This window comes from Paenibacillus sp. UNC496MF, assembly GCF_900113915.1.
Classification (GTDB): domain Bacteria; phylum Bacillota; class Bacilli; order Paenibacillales; family Paenibacillaceae; genus Paenibacillus_Z; species Paenibacillus_Z artemisiicola.
In genome coordinates, this window is sequence record NZ_FORE01000005.1 from 1 (window position 1) to 18,216 (window position 18,216).

Annotated in this window: 15 protein-coding genes and 1 riboswitch; of the genes, 5 read left to right on the forward strand and 10 right to left on the reverse strand. The window is 59.2% G+C overall.

Annotation, left to right across the window (positions count from 1 at the left end; all coding sequences use genetic code 11):
• Window positions 1–298: IS3 family transposase (locus tag BMZ79_RS04825; protein WP_143088895.1), on the forward strand; the 298-nt coding region annotated here is incomplete at its 5' end.
• 118 nt (window positions 299–416) lie between these two features.
• Here BMZ79_RS04825 and BMZ79_RS04830 read toward each other — a convergent pair.
• From BMZ79_RS04830 to BMZ79_RS04875, 9 genes are all read right to left on the reverse strand, one after another.
• Complete coding sequence (locus BMZ79_RS04830) at window positions 417–1,295, reverse strand: aminoglycoside phosphotransferase family protein (RefSeq protein WP_090637160.1); 879 nt, start codon at window positions 1,293–1,295, stop codon at window positions 417–419.
• Between the two features lie 139 nt (window positions 1,296–1,434).
• Window positions 1,435–2,598: a hypothetical protein gene (locus BMZ79_RS04835; protein WP_090637162.1), complete on the reverse strand. Its 1,164-nt coding sequence runs from the start codon at window positions 2,596–2,598 to the stop codon at window positions 1,435–1,437.
• Window positions 2,599–2,817: 219 nt separating this feature from the next.
• Window positions 2,818–4,476 carry a hypothetical protein gene (locus BMZ79_RS04840; RefSeq protein ID WP_256252563.1) on the reverse strand — a complete coding sequence of 553 codons (1,659 nt, stop codon included), beginning with the start codon at window positions 4,474–4,476 and terminating at the stop codon, window positions 2,818–2,820.
• A gap of 19 nt (window positions 4,477–4,495) precedes the next feature.
• Window positions 4,496–6,283 (reverse strand): type 2 periplasmic-binding domain-containing protein, encoded by a 1,788-nt coding sequence (locus BMZ79_RS04845; RefSeq protein ID WP_090637164.1) that lies wholly within the window; start codon window positions 6,281–6,283, stop codon window positions 4,496–4,498.
• Window positions 6,284–6,440: 157 nt separating this feature from the next.
• Window positions 6,441–7,346 (reverse strand): carbohydrate ABC transporter permease, encoded by a 906-nt coding sequence (locus tag BMZ79_RS04850; RefSeq protein ID WP_090637166.1) that lies wholly within the window; start codon window positions 7,344–7,346, stop codon window positions 6,441–6,443.
• 15 nt (window positions 7,347–7,361) lie between these two features.
• Window positions 7,362–8,270, reverse strand: a complete 909-nt coding sequence (locus tag BMZ79_RS04855; protein ID WP_090637167.1) for an ABC transporter permease — start codon at window positions 8,268–8,270, stop codon at window positions 7,362–7,364.
• A 165-nt stretch (window positions 8,271–8,435) separates the two neighbouring features.
• Window positions 8,436–10,058, reverse strand: coding sequence for a response regulator (locus BMZ79_RS04860; protein ID WP_090637169.1), 1,623 nt, complete (start codon window positions 10,056–10,058; stop codon window positions 8,436–8,438).
• A 13-nt stretch (window positions 10,059–10,071) separates the two neighbouring features.
• Window positions 10,072–11,835, reverse strand: coding sequence for a sensor histidine kinase (locus BMZ79_RS04865; protein WP_090637171.1), 1,764 nt, complete (start codon window positions 11,833–11,835; stop codon window positions 10,072–10,074).
• Window positions 11,836–12,299: 464 nt separating this feature from the next.
• The gene (locus BMZ79_RS04875; protein ID WP_090637175.1) at window positions 12,300–12,815 is read right to left on the reverse strand and encodes a hypothetical protein; all 516 of its coding nucleotides are present in this window, start codon (window positions 12,813–12,815) and stop codon (window positions 12,300–12,302) included.
• A gap of 100 nt (window positions 12,816–12,915) precedes the next feature.
• Window positions 12,916–13,045, reverse strand: a riboswitch (SAM riboswitch).
• A gap of 980 nt (window positions 13,046–14,025) precedes the next feature.
• Here BMZ79_RS04875 and BMZ79_RS04885 point away from each other — a divergent pair.
• A complete protein-coding gene (locus BMZ79_RS04885) occupies window positions 14,026–14,904 on the forward strand; it encodes an NADPH-dependent F420 reductase (RefSeq protein WP_090637179.1) in 879 nt (292 codons plus the stop codon).
• A gap of 13 nt (window positions 14,905–14,917) precedes the next feature.
• On the opposite strand, the gene BMZ79_RS34660 is transcribed toward BMZ79_RS04885, so the two are convergent.
• Window positions 14,918–15,088, reverse strand: a complete 171-nt coding sequence (locus tag BMZ79_RS34660; RefSeq protein ID WP_256252564.1) for a hypothetical protein — start codon at window positions 15,086–15,088, stop codon at window positions 14,918–14,920.
• 396 nt (window positions 15,089–15,484) lie between these two features.
• Between BMZ79_RS34660 and BMZ79_RS04890 the strand changes: the two genes are divergently transcribed.
• Genes BMZ79_RS04890 through BMZ79_RS04900 form a run of 3 tightly spaced genes read left to right on the forward strand, consistent with a single transcriptional unit; the run spans window position 15,485 to window position 18,215 of the window.
• Complete coding sequence (locus BMZ79_RS04890) at window positions 15,485–16,627, forward strand: ABC transporter ATP-binding protein (protein WP_090637181.1); 1,143 nt, start codon at window positions 15,485–15,487, stop codon at window positions 16,625–16,627.
• Window positions 16,628–16,630: 3 nt separating this feature from the next.
• Window positions 16,631–17,293: an ABC transporter permease gene (locus BMZ79_RS04895; protein ID WP_090637183.1), complete on the forward strand. Its 663-nt coding sequence runs from the start codon at window positions 16,631–16,633 to the stop codon at window positions 17,291–17,293.
• 10 nt (window positions 17,294–17,303) lie between these two features.
• Window positions 17,304–18,215 (forward strand): glycine betaine ABC transporter substrate-binding protein, encoded by a 912-nt coding sequence (locus BMZ79_RS04900; protein ID WP_256252565.1) that lies wholly within the window; start codon window positions 17,304–17,306, stop codon window positions 18,213–18,215.
• The last annotated feature ends 1 nt before the right edge of the window (window position 18,216 follow it).

The window sequence follows — 18,216 nt, forward strand, 5'->3', positions numbered from 1 at the left end:
CACTATGCTGCATTCAGACCAAGGATTTCAATACACAACCCATCACTATAACAAGCGCTTAGAGGAATATGGGATGATTGCGAGCCATTCCAGACGTGGAAATTGCCATGATAACGCCTGTATAGAATCTTTCTTTTCACATCTGAAGACAGAGAAAATTCATCTTACTCGCCCCAAAACGGCTGAGTCGCTTTACACGGCGATTGAAGAATACATCGCATTTTACAACTACAACAGATTTCAGAAAAAATTAAATAACCGTCCCCCAGTTGATTACCGGGAGACGGCCGTTGCATAGTTCGTTTTTTTCACTGTCTACTTGACGGGGGTAAGACCAAAATGGCGGATTTAATCGATCGGTGCGCGGATCGCGCCGCGGACGGTTAGGATTACGATGCTTATTGGAGGGCGCCCGTTTAAAGCGATTTGTAGTCTTGCGCGATCGCATCCATGACGCGCTTGCCCCACTTGGAAGCCTCCGAGCCCGGCTCGTTCCAGGCGTACGTGATCAAGGCCTTCCATAACGCCCAGCCCCGCGCGCGGTCCACGGCGGCTCGATCCGCGCGCATGCCGCTCAGGAAGACTTGTCGGCTGGCGGCGTCGAAGAAATTCCACGCCATCACCAAGTCGCTGGAAGGGTCGCCGACTCCCATCGTACCGAAGTCGATCACCCCGGACAGCCGGCCGTTCCGCGCCAGCAGATTGCCTACGGCTACGTCGCCGTGCACCCATACCGGCGCCGCTTCATAGCGGGTCGCCAGGGACAGCTCCCAGATTTCGGCGAAGCGCTTCCGGTCGTACGGATCGCCCAACTGCCCGATGACGGCTCTGGTATCCGAATCGTAGACGGACAAGTCTCCCCCGCGGTGGAAGTTCTGCACGCCGGCCGGAATGCCGCCCGTGGCGTCGATGGCTTCCAATTCCTTCAGAAACCCGGCCAGGTCTTCGGCAAATTCGTTCAGATCGCGCACGTTGGCATGCGTGACGGTATCGCCATCGATCCAACGGTTGACGGACCACGGAAGCGGATAGTCCTCGTCAGGCTTCCCTTCCGCGACGGGAGCCGGAATCGGAAGGGAGAGCAGCGGCTTGAAGACGGGAAGCCACGTCAGCTCTTTCGCAACCGCCGAAGCGTATCGTTCATGGCTCGGCAGGCGTACCGTCATGTCGTCGCCCAGCCGGTACGTCCGGTTATCGTGTCCGCTCTTCTCGACGGGTTTCAGCGCCAAGTCCTTCCACTCGGGAAATTGACGGTCGATCAGCCCGCGCACGAGCTCGGTCGTGATGTCGATCATAGGTCCTCGCCTCTTTCATGCTTCGTTCCCGCATCCTTACGGTACCTCGATCATAACAAGCCGAGCGCGGCGAGGCAAAGGATAAAACGGCTATCAATCAAATCCTCCCAGCCGTAACGTTCGAGCAAGTCCTTGCCCATTACCGTTCGAGCAAGTCCCGGCCTTTGCCGTCCGTCGCCGCAAGCGACTCGATCTTCCAAGGCTCGGCGGGCGTCCCGCGGACTAGTCGGAGCACGAACCTCGCTTGCCGTACCCGGTTGTCGGCGGCGTGCAGCTTCACCGCTTCGGAACGCTCCGCCACGAGGCCGTCTTCCGTGACGCTCGACGCTTTGCCCGCCTTGCTATCGGATGATATCCGCTCCGCCTTGCTCAGCAGCCGTTCCAACGACTCGTTGTAGGGATCGACGAACAGCATTCTGGCCGCCGGGAGTTCCTTGAGATTGTACGTTTTGAAAAACGTGGCGGCCAGCACATCCGGGTTCATGGTCCCCATATAGCCGGTAAGCTTGCCCGCCGCTTTATAAACCATGAGCTGATGCTCCGGGTCGACGCTCCGCGACTTATGCGTCGTGCTGCCGAGAAAATGCACGCAAAAATGCCCGGAAAACCCGTTATCCGGGATGCCGTCCCCGCCGTGCGGCATGCCGTGCATCGAGGCGGCCAGCACCGCATCGCCGGTTTCGACGAGAACCGCCCTTCGTTTCCAGCTCCATTTCCCCTCGTAGATGTCCTTCATAATCTCGGTGTCCTCCCGCGTCAACGGCTGGACATCCGCGTGGCTGCTGCCTGCCCGCCGCTGGACCCGGAAGGTCTTGCCCGTCTCCAAATCCGTCAGCGCGAACGTCGACGACATCGGAATGCGCGACTTTGCGTCATCCCAGGACAGCAGCGTGCCGTAATACGACCCCCGCAGCTCGTCGACCCGCTTCTTCAGCAGCAGCCGGTCCGGCCGCCGCAGGATGATCATCTCGCCCTGTTCGCCGTCGTACGCGAAGCCGTTGCGATCCACCGTAAGCGTCTGCCTGACCCCGCCCGTCCTCACCGAGAGGTACGTATCCGAGACCGGGAGATAAGGCGCGCGGATGCGAACGCCGTTGTTCAGCATCTTCAGCACGGCGTCGGGACTGCCCAGCGCCGTCTCGGCCGTTCGGCTTGAATTCGGCGCCGCCGCCACGCGCAACGTCGCTTCAGTGCCCGGCTCATTGTCCGGCGCGGCACAAGCCCCGACCGGTCCGAAGACGCTGCCGATCATCAGGGCCGCCAGCAGCATGATGCCGGTTTTCGTTTTGCGCAAACGATCCATGGTCTCTCTCCTCCATCGGGAGCTTGAATCGATCAAACTCCGCCTGTCGTGCGGTTCACCTTCACAGGATTTGCCAAATGGGCAGGCCTTATCCTCGGACCGCCGAACTTCGGCGCCAAGCGATTCGGCCGTTCGCATCGCTCATCCAGGCATGCGATCGCCGCCGCAACCAAAAACCGGCCCGCCCGATAGGGCAGCCCGGTTAGGACGATCGATCCATCATGACCGCGCTTGGAAATTCAAAAAACGCAGCGCAAGTTCCCGCCCCAAGGCTCGGCAGGCGATGCCGTCCGCAAACGCGGCCAGCCCTTCTTCGGCGGCTTCTTGCGCCTGTCCGTTTCGCTCCCGCGGAATCGGCGCCGGCGGCAGCGCGCCGATGAATTGAACCCGGTACGGATGATCGCGGAACGCATAGCCGACTGCATCCGATCCCAGCTTCATGTCCGGCAATTCGGCGGAATCGCCCCATCGAATCTCCAGTCCCCAGTCCGGCCGGCTTGCGGCAAAGACGACTTGCCGTTCCGAGCAGCGAATAACGAGGGTTTCTCCGTCTTCAACGTCGATCCGAACGATGAGCTCGCCGGGCACCGATTCGTCCGTCTGCACCGATCGGACGGCGAGCGGCCTGGCCTGCCCTTCGCCGTCGTAAGCGACGGGCCGAAGACCGGCCGGCTTATCCCCGCTGCTCCACCGGGCACTGTCTACGACCGGCAGGGTATCGTAATGACTGTAGCGATCCGGGCACGTCTCCCTTAAATACCGTTCCTCGTAACGTTCGTCGAAGAGGTGGATGTCGCGGATCCACAGCTCGCCGTCATTGTTCAGCAGGTTCAGCCGGTAATACCGGTTGTAATACCAGACGGATTGGCGCCCTTCTGCTCTCCAATCCGTAAGCGCGCTGATCGAGGAGGCCGGCGTGACGGGATGCGCCGCTTTGAACCAGCGGCCGGAAGCCTCCAAGGTCTCGACGCGCAGCTCGCCCTTCGCCTGCCGGGCGGCAAGCTCCTCCACCTGGTCGATCAAACCGTCCTTCATCAAGGCCCAGCCGAAGGAGTTCTCCTGCCCGACCTGCGTATAGCCGAAGGAAACCTGCTCCGGACGGAAGTTCACGTCGTAGAACCACCGGACCCACCGCGGAATGCCGCCGCCGCCCTCCGCGCCCGAATACACCGGCTCCAGGGTGATGACGCTCTGCCCGTTGCCGCCAAGCCGCGCATCGTATTGGTAGATCGGATCGCTCCCCAGCATGCGGAACACGGGGACCGGGATTTGGCACGCTTCGGTCTGCGCCGGCATGAACCCGTTCAGGCGGCTCGGGTAATAGGCTTGATTGTAATAACCGCCCCACAGCGTGTAACCATCGGTTCCCCATTGATCCTTGCAATTGCACGAAGCCGTGATGCCGTACGTATCCGATAAGTAAGCCAGCGCGTGGGCATCCAGGAACCAGGAGCCGACGGATTTGGGATAATAACCGAAGCGGGCGCGGAAATCCTCCATCAGGACATCCGCGAGCTTCTCCCGCTCCCGCGGGGTATAGCCGACCGTGAAGGCGACGTGCGCGTGCCAGTCCCAGGCGAATCGTCCCCGCCATGGAATGCCGGCCTTCTCGGCCAGCGGCTGCACGACCTCGAACCAGACGCCGATCTCCTGCGCGTCGTCCGCGTCTTGCAGCAGATCGGCGAAGGCGGGGTTGATCAGCGCGTCGTACTGCAGCAGCCAGGTCGCCGGCAGGCCGTGCCGCTGGACGAGCGACAGCTGTTCCTTGACCGGCTCGACCAGGTCGATGGGGTCCCGCGGCTCGAAGCCGCGGATGAAATTAATGATGTTCACGCGATTGGGATACGCCGTTTGTGCCTGATTCATGGCCTGATTCATGGCTTGCTTTCCACCTCTTCTACTCCCCGATGATCGCCGGCTTGTCGCTATAGACGTTGCGAGGGAGCGTCTTTTTGATATCGACCGTGATTTTGCCCGCGGGCGTGTCGCTGTACGCTTGATAGTCTTTGTTGAACTCGGCGATCGTCTCTTCGTCGTGGCCGCGGACCTTCATCTCGTTCAGGAACTGGTTATAGGCGGCTTCGAAGTCGCCGTCGTTCTTCGCCAGCAGCATTTTCGCGTAATACTTCAGACGGATATCGCTCTGTACGGGACCGTACTTCTCCACCGTGCCGCCGATCGTCGGCTTGATGCGGGCGGCTTTTGGCGTCAGGCCGAAGGTGCCCTGCTTGTGATTGATTTCCTCCGCCTTGTACAGCATCGCGTTGTAGGCCGGCCATGGCGATTCCATCGTCTTGATATGCGAGCTTCCGACGCTGGCGAGATTCTTCCACCACCAGAAGCCGTACTGCGTCACGCTTGCCATGCCGCCGTTGTCGCCGCCCCAGAATTTGGGACCGCGGAAGACGTCGTAATTTTCGACCGCCGCGCCGTCTTCCAGTTTATAGGCCCCCATGCTCTCCGGGCCGTACTCCATCAGGACGAACGCTTCGTTGGTCTGCATCCAGTCGAGGCCCTTCATGAGCCGGTCCGGGTCTTTGATCTTCGCGCTGATGCCCGTGCCGTTGGTCCCGAACGGATTGTAATTCGCGTATTGGGCCGGCTTAATCGTTTGCACGGCCGGAAGCGGCGCCGGATCGAACCAGCCGTCGGGAAACCCTTGCTTCTCGAGCGCGTTGTAGGTGATGGCTTCCGGAATATTGCGGTTCTTCAGCGTCGTGACGTTCGGATTGTCCCAGCCGCCGAACAGCATCGCGCCGAAGCGCAGATTGTTGACCTTCTCCTTGAACAGATCCTTCTTCTGGAAGGCGGTCTCGGGGTCGAGCAGGCCGTTCAAGTACTGATGGTTCAGCCAGGCGAACGCGTCTTTGAAGCCGGGCAGCTTGTAGTCGGGCACGACCGTGCCGTCCGCTTGTTCGTTGTAGCCGTTGTCCGTGCTCCGGACGCCGAACATGGACATGACGATCTCGAGACCGGCGAAATTCTCCCCGCCGAGCGACAGCGGGATCATCGCGCGGCCCTTGTCGTCCTTGATGCCTTTGACGGCGTTCAGGTACTTCTCGAACCCGTCCAGCGTCCGCAGGTCGTCGGCCGTCATGCCCGCTTTCTTCAGGATCGAGCTCTGCACCCACAAGCCTTGCGCGTTGCCCTGCCACGCGGACGGATTGTCGATCACGGGCTCGTAGGCGGACGGCACGAAATAGATATGCCCGTCGCTCGCCCGCCAATAATCGACGATGCGCTTATCGATCTTGGCCAGGTTCGGATACTTGTCGGGCTGGTTGAAATAATCGTCGAGCGGGAGCAGCTTCTTCTCGTTGATCAGACGCGACCAGACGAGACTGTCGGAAGGCAGAATGATGGCGTCCGGGAACGTGCCGGCCGCGAGCTTGAGGTTGATCTGCTGCGACAAGTCGCCGCCGTTGCCGATTTCGACCTTGTCCCAATTCACCCCCGACTGCTTCATGACTTCCTGCGTGATGGGACCGTCCAGATTGATCGGCGTCGTCATCGCGGGCGCGTACAAATTGTAATGCGTCTTCTCCGCCGGGGCGGCCGTATTCGCGTTCGCTTCGTTATTCGCCGCCGGCGCCTCGTTGCCCTTCCCCGAGCAGCCGGCGATCATCGCCGCGGCGGCCGTCATGACCAGCGCCGATTTGGCGCCGCGCTTCCATCCTTGTTTCATGTCCAATATCCCCCTATTCGGAAATCGCGTATCGATCGCGTATCGCGCGAGCCTACATCTATATCATCAATCGAACGCCCGGGCGCGGCGCGGGACGGCAGGATCCTTGCCGCCGCGGCGGCGGCCGGGCGCCCGCCTGGTACGCGGACGGCCGGCGTTATTCTTTGACGGAGCCGATCAGCACGCCTTTCACGAAGAAGCGCTGCACGAACGGATACACGACCAGAATCGGCAGAACGGTGATCATGATGGTCGCCATGCGCACGGACTTCGGCGTGATGGCATCCGGATTGTACAAGCGGGTTTGATTCATCGTCGTCATCTGGCTGGAGCTGATCATCTGGCTCGCCTCGATCGTGCTCAGCATGCGCTGCAAGTAGGTAGGCAGCGGCTGCAGCTGAATGTCGTTGACGAAGAAGGCGCCCGTAAACCAGTCGTTCCATTGCCCTACGGCCGTGAACAAGCCCAGCGCCGCGAAGAGCGGCATGGAGAAGGGCAGCACGATATGGATATAGATCCGCAGATAACCTCCGCCGTCAAGCTTGACCGACTCGACGACGCTTTCGGGAATGTTGTTTTGGAAGGAGGTTTTCATGACGAACATGTTCCAGATGCTGAAGAGAGACGGCAGCACGTATACCCAGAAGTTGTTGATCAGCCCCAGATGCATGAGTTGAATGTAGTACGGAATGAGCCCGCCGCTGAACAGCATGACGAACAGAAAGACGAACAAGAGCGGCTGTCTGCCCGGCAGTTCTTTGCGCGATAAGGCAAAGGCGACAAGCGACGTAATCAAGAGCGACCCGAAGGTGCCGATGACGGTCCGCTTCACCGTGACCCAGAAGGCGTTCAGAATCGTATTGTCGGACAGCATGACGCGGTAATTGTCCAGCGTGAAGAGCCGCGGCCACCAATAGATGCCGCCCAGGCTCGCATCCCGCCCCTCGTTCAGGGAGAGAATCAGGATATACCAGAACGGATAGACGCATAGAAAGGCGAAGACGGTCAATAACAGCGCGTTGCCGATCGAAAAGGATCGTTCCCCCAGCGTATAACGTCCCATGCGTTCACCCTCTTCCTACCATAAGCTGTCGCCGCCCATGCGCTTGGATAGCAGATTGCTGAACACGAGCAGCACGGCGGAGATGACGCTCGTCACGAGCCCGATGGCCGTGGTCTGCGAATATTGCGCTTGTCCGATGCCCAGCCGCAGCACGTACGTATCGACGACCTCCGCCACGCCCATGTTGGCCGGATTGATCATCGCGTAGATCTGATCGATCCCGACGCTGAGCAGTCCCGGAACCGTCAAGATCAGGACGATCGAGATAATCGGCACGATGCTCGGCAGCGTAATGTAGCGCATCTGGGCGAACCGGCCGGCCCCGTCCATGACCGCCGCTTCGTACAGCACCGGATTGATGCCGGAGATGGCGGCCAGATACAAGATGGTGCCCCAGCCGATTTCCTTCCACATGCTGCTCGCCACGAATATCGGGCGGAACCACGTCTCCGACCCCATGAACGCGATCGGCTCCATGCCGAGGCTGCGCAGCAGCGAATTCGCGCCTCCGCCGTCGATCGACAGGAACGCGTCGAGAAATCCGATCACCACGATCCAGGATACGAAGTGCGGGAGGTAACTGAGCGATTGCACGAGCCGCTTAAAGCGGAACGCCCGGATCTCGTTAATGAGCAGCGCGACGGCAATCGTGGTCGGGAACACGAAGAGCAGCCGGAGAAACGTAAGCAGGAGCGTGTTGCCGGTTGCCTTCCAAAAATCGTGGCTTGCCGCAAACTCTTTGAAATTCCGCAGGCCAATCCACGGGCTTCCCCAAACGCCGTCGGTGAAGTTATAATCCCGGAAAGCCATTTGCAGCCCTAACATGGGGATGTAGTTGAACAGAACGATCAGTACGATTCCCGGCAGCACGAAGGCGTACAGCGGGAGGTAGCCTTTCTGCTTCAACGTCCATAGGCGGTTCATGAATCGGTCTCCTTTCTCTTCCTCTTGCAGCGCTTCCTTGACTATAAGCGAGAGTTAAAGCGGTTACAATTATCCGATCGAACGATAAGTGCTGCTCTCGCGCTTTCATGCTTTCAAGCCGGCAAAGAGGGCGGTGCCATGGGAGCACCGCCCTTCGTCGCGACCTTATTCCGCTTGCGTATAGCCGTGAAAATCACGGTATTCCTTCGGGCTGTAACCGGTCACGCGCTTGAACAAGCCCGTGAAATACCCGATGTTCTGATAGCCGGCGCGCTCCGCCACCTCATACAGCTTGAGCTCCGGACGCAGCAGCATGTCCTTGGCTCGCTGAATGCGAATGCGGATTAACTGATCCGTGAACGAAGTGCCGAGCTCCGTCCGGAAGAGCGCCCCTAGATAGCCGGGACTCAAGAACACCGACTCCGCGACCGAGCGGAGGGACAGATTCTCATGGAAGCGTTCGTTCATGTACGCGATCGCTTTTTGCACCACGACCTGAGCGTGGCTCTTCTTCCGCTCCGCGATGAATTGGCTAACGTCCCGCAGAATACGGACGGTCTCCTGCAGCAGCTCCGGCTCCTCCCGGCACTCGAGAAGCTGCTCCCACAGCTTCCGTTCCGAGCCGAATCGGCGATGCGCTTCGCCGATTTCGGATGCCGCCCGGTACGCACCGCTAATCAGACGCATGCAGTAGCTTCTTAGCTCCGTGCCCTGCATATGGACATGGGCGGCAAGGCAGTTCAGCAATTCTCCCAGCAGCGTCAAGCTGTTCTGGCTGTCTCCCGCCCCGAGCATTTCGTAAAAGTCGTCGGTCAGCTCCTCGAGGCTCTTGGCCAGGCCGGCTCCCTGCTCCATCAGCATCTTCCAGCTGTAGACCCGTTCGTCGCAGCCGATGAGCCGCAGATTGACCGCCCGCTGCGCCAGCCGGAAGCTTTCGCTTAATTGGCCAAGCTTCGCGGCAGGCGGTCCGATGCCGATCCGCGCGTTGTCGATCCCCAGGCGTTCGATCTCCTCGCCGATGCGCAGCACGCACCGCATCGTATCCCGTTCGAACTCGCCGGCTTCGCCGCCCTGCAGAATCAGCACGATATTTCCGCGCTGCGACGTCGTGCGTAATTCCAGCAGCGAACCGCAGGCTGCCTGCGCGGCGCGTTCAAGCCTGCTCCTCTCCCGGCGGAGCCGCTCCTCCATCGGAAGCGAGGATGCCCGGTCTCCCTGGACGACGATCGTCGCCGCGCACCGCGGACCCTCGGCCGCGAAGAGGCCCAGCGCATCCGCTCGCGACCGGGCGGCCGCTTCGCCGACGACCAGACCGTGCAGGAGTTCCTGAACGAATTGCTCCTGCGCGATGGGCTTGAAGGCATCCAGCTGCTCCTTCATCTCCGTCGTTTCCCGGGTCGTCAGTCGCTTCGCCCGCTCCTCTTGATAGATGCGGTCCAAGACGGCATGCAGCTCGTCGAATAGAATCGGCTTGACGAGGAACGCATCGACCCCGATATCGAGCGCGGTCTTGGCATAGCGGAATTCTTCGTAGCCCGTAACCATCACGATGCGCATGCGGGGATTGATCGTTCGCATGCGGGAAGCAAGCTCCAAGCCGTCCGTGCCCAGCAACCGAATGTCCGTAATGAGCAGGTCGGGCTGCCGCTGCCGGGCATCCGCAAGCGCTTCGTCCGCGCTTTCCCATTCGCCGGTCACCCGCATGCGATACCGCTCCCATGCCGTATGCTTCACGATGGACCGGCGCTGGCGTTCCTCGTCGTCGACCACGAACACGTTCATCTCCATGTTAACCCCCCTCTTAGCCTGCCGCCGCGGCCTGCCTCTTCTGCTGCGGGATGTACAGCTGAACCGCGGTCCCTTCCCCGGGCGCGCTTCGGATGAGCAGCCGATACGACTGGCCGTGATGGCGCTTCAACCGCTCATTCACGTTATAGATCCCGAATCCGCCGTGCTCGCCGGCGCCGTCCGCGTTCTCCAGCAGCTCCCGCAGCTGCTCCTCCGTCATGCCGGAGCCGTTATCCGCGACCGTGATGCACAGCGATTCCTGCCGCAGCGCGGCGGAGATCGTCAGGCTGCCTCTTCCGCCGGTATGCACGAACGCATGCAGCAGCGCGTTTTCCACGATCGGCTGCAAGGTGATTTTGACGATGTCGCAGGAAAGCGCCGCTTCCTCCACGTCGAACGCGACGGTCAGCCTGCCGGGATACCGCGACTCGTGAATCTCCAGATAGGCTTTGACATGCTCCAATTCGTCCCTGAAAGGCAGGACGTCGACGCCGCGGTTCAGGGCCAGCCGGAAAAACTTGGCCAGCGCGTCCACCGTGCCGCTGATCTCGGAGGAACCGACGTCCATGGCCATGCTCTTCACGAGCGCCAGCGTGTTGTAGAGGAAATGCGGATTGATCTGCGCCTGCAGCAGGTTCAGCTTCTCCCTCTCCGCCCGGCTCCTGGCTTCGGCGATGTCTTCCATCGACTGATCCAGACGCATGGACATGGTATTGAACTCCGTTTCGAGATCCGCGAGCTCGTCCTTGCGGTGTACTTTGATGGTGAGTCCCAGATCCCCGCTTCGTACCCTGCGCATGCTCCGGATGAGGAAGTTGAGGCGCTTGGTGGTTCGCAGCCCGAACCCGGCGAGCACGCCGACGGTCAGCACGACGAACAGGATGCTGACGGAGACCGCCGCCTGCTTCACCAGCCGGAGCTTCTGCCACAGCTCTTGCTGGCTGACGACGGTCACGACCTTCCAGCCCAGCCGGTTCGTCTCGTATACGACCAGGCTTTGCTGGCCTTTGATTTTTGCCGGGTACCAGCCTTGCTTCGCGTCGTACACGCGTTCCAGATAGGCGGGCCGGACCGTGTCGGTGCCCCCCTGCGGATCCAAGTAATTCGCCAGCACCCTGCCCTGTTCGTCCAAGACCATGAAGCCGCCCTTCTTGAGCGCCAGCGGATTGGTGATCTGATCGAACAACGCCCGGTTCGACACTTCCACGTGAATGATCCCGTACTTCTCGTTCGATATGTAATCCACGAGCCATTCGCTCAGATAGAGGGAAGGCTCGGAATGATCGTCCTTCCAGTTGAAATACCAATAGAAGGATTGGTTCCCGGCCTTCATATCGGCATACCAATCCTTGGTCTCCGCCCGCTCGAGGTTCAACACCGTTCCTCCGTCCTCGTGCAGGTTCGGGTTGCTCTTGTAGAACTGAATGGTCTTCATCGGAAAATAAGAGCGGATGCGGCTGACGGCGGAATTGATCTGCTGCAGGCCCATGACTTCTTCTTCGAGCGACCGGTAAGGCTGCGTAAGCGTTGTCGTAATGCCGGAATCGAGCGAGAGCTGCATCAAGATATTCTGATACCCGATGATCCGGTATTCGATATTCTCGTTCAGCTGATAGACCACCTTCTCCAGCATCTCGCGTCCTTCCTTTTGCGCGAGCGAGAGACTGGCCGAAAATAAAACGTAGCCGATGATCAGGACGGGAATGATCAAGAACAAGATGACGACGAGAATCAATTTTTGCAGCAGCCGCACCCGGTTCCAATAGCCGGCGATCATGCACGTACTCCCTCCCGAATCGAAACCGCGAATGATGGACAAGGCCAGATTTTCATTTAGTAGTATGGCATACGTTCAACCTTCTGTAAATCGCTTTCATGGTAAGGATCGCCTATCCGGGCATGCGGCCCCGCAGCGTCAATCCAACTAAAAAACGCGTACCCTTGGGGTACGCGATGATGCGTCCTTCGCTGACCGCCGACCGGCCGGCGGCTGCTTGCCGGCGCTGCCGCCGGCCGGTCGGCGGCAGGCCGTTCGTTGATCCACCGGCGCGAACGGCAAGCCCCTTTCCCCGCAGGCCGCGGCCATCCGCTCGTTGAACGCCTGCTGCTTCCGCCTGACGGCCGCCGGCAAAGCGATCGCGGCCTCCGGCTTGCTTGAACCCGCGGACGGCGTTCCGCCGGGCGAGCAATCCATGTACGCCGCGGCCGCGGTCCGCATCTTGAAGTCGCTGACTCACCGGCTTAAAACGCGACGTACGCTTGCGCATGCTCGAATAACCAGGCTCGGTCCAGATAATCGCTCCGTTCCTCGCCCTCGTTACCTTTCCGGCCGTATTTGTCGATGAGATCGACGAACGCGGATTCGATGAACGCAACGCGCTCGGTTCCCCAGACGTCTTTCTTCAGCTGCGGGAAGCGGATGCCTTCCGCCATGTTCATGCCTTTCATCCGCTGAAAGGGCGCGGCCCACATCACCAAATCGCCCTTCAGGCTTTTGCGCGGAACCGCGAATTCCTGTAAGCCGACGATGCCCGTATTCGTGGAGAGCGCGATCAGCCCGCGCATATCCGCCTCCCGCCCGAATGGCTTCGCGCCGAATTGAAAGCATTCGATGCGGGTAATGCTGCATTTGCGCAAGAATTCAAGCCCCCATGCCGATTCGTGCACATGCGGCAAGGCAGCCTGAAGCGGACGAATACGCGGGTCATGGGCGACAGTCTCTTCCGTCGCGGCGCGGGCGGGAATCATGATGGGCATGTCTGCTCCTCCTCTACGATGGTGAAATGGATGATGAAAACAAAAAAAGACCTTCTCCGGAGTAAGAGAAAGGTCATGAACGGACAAAGTCGGATCCTCGCTCTTATCTCTCGGATTCGCTTCGTTCAGCGTTTCCGCAAGAATTAGCACCGTGCATGCCTTCGTAACGAAAAGGTATGTCGGTTGCCGGGCTTCATCGGGCTAGTCCCTCCGCCTGCTCTTGATAAGAAAGTTCAACGTATTTAGTTAGCTTCATCATACTATATCGCGTTTTGATGTCAAGCTATTTCACGGCTTACCCGTTACTAATTGCCAACCGTCTACGGCATAGCTGCTGATTTCCTCATGAATTCGTCCTCCGTACTCATTTTGCGGCGCCGGCATGGATCGGGCCATCCGTATGGCGTTTCTGTTTTCGTCAGCCGATCCGTTTGTCCAAGAGTAGGCGATTCCTTCCTTTTCCAATAGCGTATCCCAAATTGCCCCCTCGCAATCTAAGCGGGATGCGGACGGGCCTACGTTGTTGTCGGCAAAACAAAAAAGAGACCCGCAGCAACGGGCTGCGGGCCTAAGGTATATATCCTAAAGGGGGGTCGAGTTCCAGTATAGCTCCTTCACCTTAAGACAAGTTAAAGCGCACATTTCAGTTTCATTACAATTTTCTTACAAGTCTCCTCATCGACTTCGTACGCGAAGTCTTCGTCGATTCTTTTAAATCGGCAAATTGTGATTTTCTCACTAGTATAGAACTTGTCAAGCACTTTTCGATGCGTTGAATTCGAGTATACATAATTTGTTTGATCTGTATGATAAAAGAGGTCACGATTCATTTTGCGGTATGCGTTCCTGCATATCGCCTTTTTTATTTCTTCCTCCCAACACGCTCGCCCGTACTCCTTCCCCTTTCGCAGGTATCCCATCCTGTCAATCTTGTCGCATGCGCTGCCCTTCAAGCATGGCTTCTATTTTGCGCGCGCCCGTTACGCCGTTTTTTCGCCTCAAACTATAACCAAGCCAATTCTCGCGATGAAAGAAAAGAAATAGAACACTAAATTGCTTCCCGCCCCTTTCTGCCTCGCAATTTAACCCATGAAAGAAAAGTTCGTCAAAGCGATCGGGGGAATTGACAGACAAAAACTGACCGGAGTATACTGACTGCAGTCACATAAATGGTGGCCGACAAATAAACGGAGAGAGAAGGCTGTAAATCATGAAAATCGCAATCGTCGGAACGGGACATATCGGCAGTAACCTGGCGCGGATTTTCGCCCGCAACAAGCATGACGTGTCCATCGCCAATTCGAGCAATTCCCAAGCATTGCGCGATCTAGCCGCAGAAATCGGCGCAACGCCCGCTACGGTCCAGGACGTGGCGCAAGGCGCCGATGTCGTCGTCCTCTCCATTCCCCAGAAGCGCGCGGCCGACTTGCCGGCGGGATTTCTGGATCACGCTGCTCCGGGAGCGGTTGTCGTCGACACCGGCAATTATTATCCGCTGCACCGCGACGGTCTGATCGCGCCCATTGAGCAGGGAATGCCCGAAAGCCGCTGGGTCGAGCAGCAAATCAAGCGCCCGGTCGTCAAAGCGTTCAATGCGACGAATTGGTATAACTTAACGCAGGAAATCCAGTCGTTGACGCCTAACCGTTTCGCGCTTCCGGTATCCGGCGACGACGACGCGGCGAAGGAGATCGTCTTCCGGCTGGTCACGGAGGCCGGGTTCGATCCGGTCGATGCCGGCGGTCTTGACGAATCGTGGCGCCAACAGCCCGGAACGCCGGCTTACTGCACCGACCTCGACGTCGAGGCGATGCGCCAAGCTTTGTCCGCGGCCGCTAAGGAACGGAAGCCGGAGTCGTCGGCCATTCGCGCGAGCGAAGAAGAACTCAAGGCGGCGCAGGAGTCGCAAATCGCGTTTTTCCAGCGCTTCGATAACGCCATTCAGGTGCTGACGGCAGCCAACCCTTGGACGGAAGCCGCCGCAACCCGGCGGCTTGTCGCTCGGTTCATGGCGGGCAAGCACTCCATCGGAGACATTTTGGCGTATGTATTCGAGCACAAACGGCTGCTGGACGAATCGCCGGTCTAATTGCCGGACTAATTTATAGAGAAAATACGACAGCCGCAAAATCATCGGCTGCCGCGCCGCATCCGAACGTCCCGCCGGCGAAAGCGGTCCGTCCGAGCACGGTCCCTTCCCTTTCATGACCTGATCGAAGACAACGCAAGCCGCCGTTCGCGAACGGCGGCTTGTTGTCGTCCATGGCATTCATGGAGGGCGGCTACGCTTGGTAATCCCGGATCCATGCTGAACTCGCGATACGTCCTTGCCGCGAACCAGCCCCGGCTGTCCGGATTCTTTCAAGCCCTCGCCGATTACGCTCCGTCCGCGAATTTATCCAGCTTGGCGAGACCGTTACGCGTCAGCGCCTGCCGGTCCTCGTCGCGGTACATATTGATGACATTCGGCCACCCCAACGTTGTCGATTTGCGTTCGGTTCCCCTACCGATTCGGTTAGCATCCTGTATTTACCATGTTTGAACGACGTCGTCATGTGGTTAACACAAAAAGATTGCCACGCCCCTGCCAAAAAACCAATTTCCATTCGTTTCGCTTGGATGAAAACGAGCACTTTGGAAATAGTATGTCGAAAAGGATGGATACCTGCATGATTGTCATGAACAACGTCAACAAGGTTTACCCGGACGGCTATCAAGCGTTAAAAAATATCAATCTCGAATTCAAACAAGGCGAGCTTACGGTGCTGATCGGCCCGAGCGGCTGCGGAAAATCGACGACGATGAAAATGATCAACCATCTCGTCACGCCGACGAGCGGCTCGATTCTGATCGACGGCAAAGATACGCGCGAGATCGATCCGGTCGAGCTCCGCCGCGGAATCGGCTACGTCATTCAAAGCATCGGGTTATTCCCCCATATGACGATCGGGCGTAACGTAGGCGTCGTGCCCCGGTTGAAGAAATGGCCGGCCGACCGTATCGAGCAGCGCGTCGACGAACTGCTCAAGCTGGTCGGGCTGGAGCCGTCCACGTACCGCGACCGCTATCCCTCCGAGCTCAGCGGCGGCCAGCAGCAGCGCATCGGGGTCATTCGCGCGTTCGCGGCGGACCCGGACATCATTTTGATGGACGAGCCGTTCAGCGCGCTCGACCCGATCAGCCGCGAGCAGCTGCAGGACGAGATCGTCCGGCTGCAGCAGGAGCTGCACAAGACCATTATTTTCGTCACGCACGATATGGACGAAGCGCTCAAGATCGCGGACCGCATCGTCCTCATGAAGAGCGGCGAAGTCGTGCAGAGCGATACGCCGGAGCGGATCCTGCGGTATCCCGCCAACGAATTCGTGGAGTCCTTCATCGGTCAGAAGCGGCTGCGGCAAGAGGATCACGTCTACGAGAGTCCGACCGTCAACGAGGTCATGGTGAACCAGCCCGTAACCGCGTACCCCAACAAGGGGTTGGCCGAAGCCATCTCCATCATGGAGCGGCGCAAGGTCGATATGCTGTTCATCATCGACCGGCGGAGGCATCTCAAAGGCGTCGTGTCGATCTATAACGTCCTGGAGCATTACGGGGAGGAGAATATTACGGTGGCCGACGTCATGAAGCCCGTCCAATATTCCGTGCGCAGCGGCTCCCTCCTGTCCGAATCGGTGGAGATGATGAGCCACAGCCAGCTGTCCAATCTCGCCGTCATCGACGACCAGGAACGGCTCGTCGGGCTGATCACGCGGGGCAGCATCGTGCGCCATCTGGCGGAGATCTTCCCCGCTCCGGAAGAGGAGGCGTAACGGATGCAGACCTATTGGTCGTTCTTGCAGGAACGCTACGCCGACATCCTGCAGGCGTTGGGCCAGCATTTGGCCATCTCGCTCACGGCGATCGTGCTCGGCACCTTATTGGCCGTGCCGCTTGGCATCGCGCTCGTGTACAACCAGATCCGGTGGATCAACGGCAGCGTCTTCTTCGTGGCCAACCTGCTGCAGACCGTGCCGAGCCTGGCGCTCCTGGCCGTCTTGATCCCGCTCATGGGGATCGGCACGAAGCCGGCGGTCGTCGCGCTGCTGCTGTATACCATCATGCCGATTCTCCGCAATACGTACGACGGCTTCGATTCCGTCGACCGCAACGTGCTGGAATCGGCCAGGGGCATGGGCTACGGGACGATGCAGCGCATTCTGCTCATCCAGCTGCCGTTGTCGTTGCCCTACATCATGTCGGGCATCCGGGTCACGATGGTGTACATCATCAGCTGGGCGACGCTGGCGACCCTGATCGGCGCCGGCGGCTTAGGCCAGCTGATCGTGTCGGGGATGGCGGTCAACAAACCCGAGCTGATCGTGACGGGCGCCTTGGGCTCGATTCTGCTCGCGCTGCTCGTGGACGTGCTGCTCGGCATGCTCGAGAAGTGGCTGACGGGGCGGTTCGGCGGCGGCGCGAAACGAATGACGATATAGTGGAGGTTGAATGGAGAACACGATGATTGCGAAGCTGACCAAGACGATAGCGGTGCTCGGCTTGTGCGCGATGATGCTGGCGCTCGCCGCCTGCGGCACGGGAAATACCTTCATCATAGGCGCGCAGACGTTCACCGAAACCAAAATATTAGCCGAAATGTACAAAGCGCTCATCGAAGACCGGACGGACGTCAGTGCGGAGATCATTCCGGACCTCGCGTCGAGCCCGGTCGTGCTGCAAGCGATCAAGCGTAACGACCTGCAGATGGGAACGCTCTACTCCGGCGAGATCTTCAATAACCATTTTCCGATTCAGGAGACCAAGGATCGCCGGAAGGTGCTCGAGCAGGCGCAGGCCGGGTTCAAGAAATATTACGATCTCGATTGGATGGATCCGCTCGGCTTCGAGAATACCTATGCCTTCACCGTGCGGGCCGATCTGGCCAAAGCCAAGGGCTACGAGAAGATCTCCGATATCGCGGCCGATGCGCCGAACATGCGGCTCGGGGTCGACACGTCGTGGCTTGAACGGGCTTCCGACGGGTATCCGGCCTTCGCCAAGTATTACGGCATTACGTTCGGCAAGACGTTCCCGATGGAATTAAGCCTCGTCTACAACGCCGTCGCCCAAAATCAAGTCGACATCGTCCTCGCCTACTCCACCGACGCGCGGCTCAAGGCGTATCAGTTGAAGACGCTGGCGGACGACAAGCATTTCTTCCCGCCTTACGACGCTTCGCCGGTCATTCGCAACGATGCCCTCCGGAAGTATCCCGGCGTGGCGGAAGCCGTCTCGGAGCTGATCGGGAAGATCGACGCGCAGACGATGATCGACCTGAATTACGAAGTCGACATCGGCAAAAAAAGCGAACGCGAAGTCGCCCTCGCCTACTTGAAGCGGGTCGGCTTGCTTAAATCATAGG